2 protein-coding genes are annotated in these 997 nt (G+C 40.0%); both read left to right on the top strand.

Features of this window, described 5'->3' with window-relative positions:
* The coding region (locus LG31_RS21185; RefSeq protein WP_161785974.1) for a hypothetical protein at positions 1 to 416 on the top strand (416 nt) is incomplete at its 5' end.
* A 200-nt stretch (positions 417 to 616) separates the two neighbouring features.
* Positions 617 to 997, top strand: a 381-nt coding sequence (locus LG31_RS20860) for a hypothetical protein (RefSeq protein ID WP_152598340.1), incomplete at its 3' end; no start/stop codon positions are given.

The raw sequence follows: 997 nt of genomic DNA, 5'->3' as shown, positions 1-997 counted from the left end.
GTAATAAAGATTTTCTCTACCCGCCAACTGCAAATTCTGCGACAGGGGTGGATATTTCTAGTAACGGTGAAAGTGCACCAGGAGGCATGTTTATTGAAGAGGTAATGACGTTGACAGCAGCAAATAGCTTGTGCATTCAAATGTCCCCCTTGGCAACAGTCACGCCATTACATGATGATTTGAATATACTATTTGATGCTATTAAAGGTGACGCTAACTCATTCAATTATGGTGATAAATCACTGTATTATCAGTTCGGTTGGCCAGCACCTCTAGCTCACTACTTTATAATGCAGGAGCCAGCGCCTGTTGCAAATAGACAATATGCGGCAGATTTTAGACGCTTAGAGTTTTCATTTGTAGAGTTTAATGGGATATCTAGGTATGGCGTTTCTTGCATGATTCAAAAGCAATAATGGTTAAGCCTTTCCTGATATTGTAAGGGAAGGCTTATATTCTACTGATAGATACGTATAATCTTGAATTACATTGTTCAGTGAGTATATTACTTGAAGGGGTAAACCCCTAATAATTGTGCGGAATGCAATTATCTAAATTAACCGTCACAATAGTAGAGTTGTTATCATTAACATAAAGAAAAGGATGGAACGTCATCATGAAAAATTTAATTTTATTAACTTCACTATTACTATCCACGATGAGTGTCGCAGTCCATGCGGAGGGTGTCATCTTCCATTATGGTGGCAGTAATGGAACAGATAAATACATTGCGACGATTGACTATGCAGTTGTTGATGATCATACCCTACCTGGGTGTCCAAAAGGGATGTGCAAGCCACACTCCGTTGTTCAGTATTGGGTTCAGGCCGTTCAAAACTTACCAGACGGAATTGGTAAAACTTGGTGGGCAATTCGTAGTGGAAGGGGCTTGGGAGATGGTCGAGCCCACGGAGATACTAACTCTAGTAGTATAATCATTAACGGGAATGAGTTTACAAACTGGATGCAGGAGTTTCTACCAAAGACCATTAGTGTA

It is taken from the genome of Aeromonas lacus, assembly GCF_000764665.1.
Lineage (GTDB): Bacteria > Pseudomonadota > Gammaproteobacteria > Enterobacterales > Aeromonadaceae > Aeromonas > Aeromonas lacus.
This window is presented reverse-complemented; position numbering and strand designations above follow the sequence as displayed.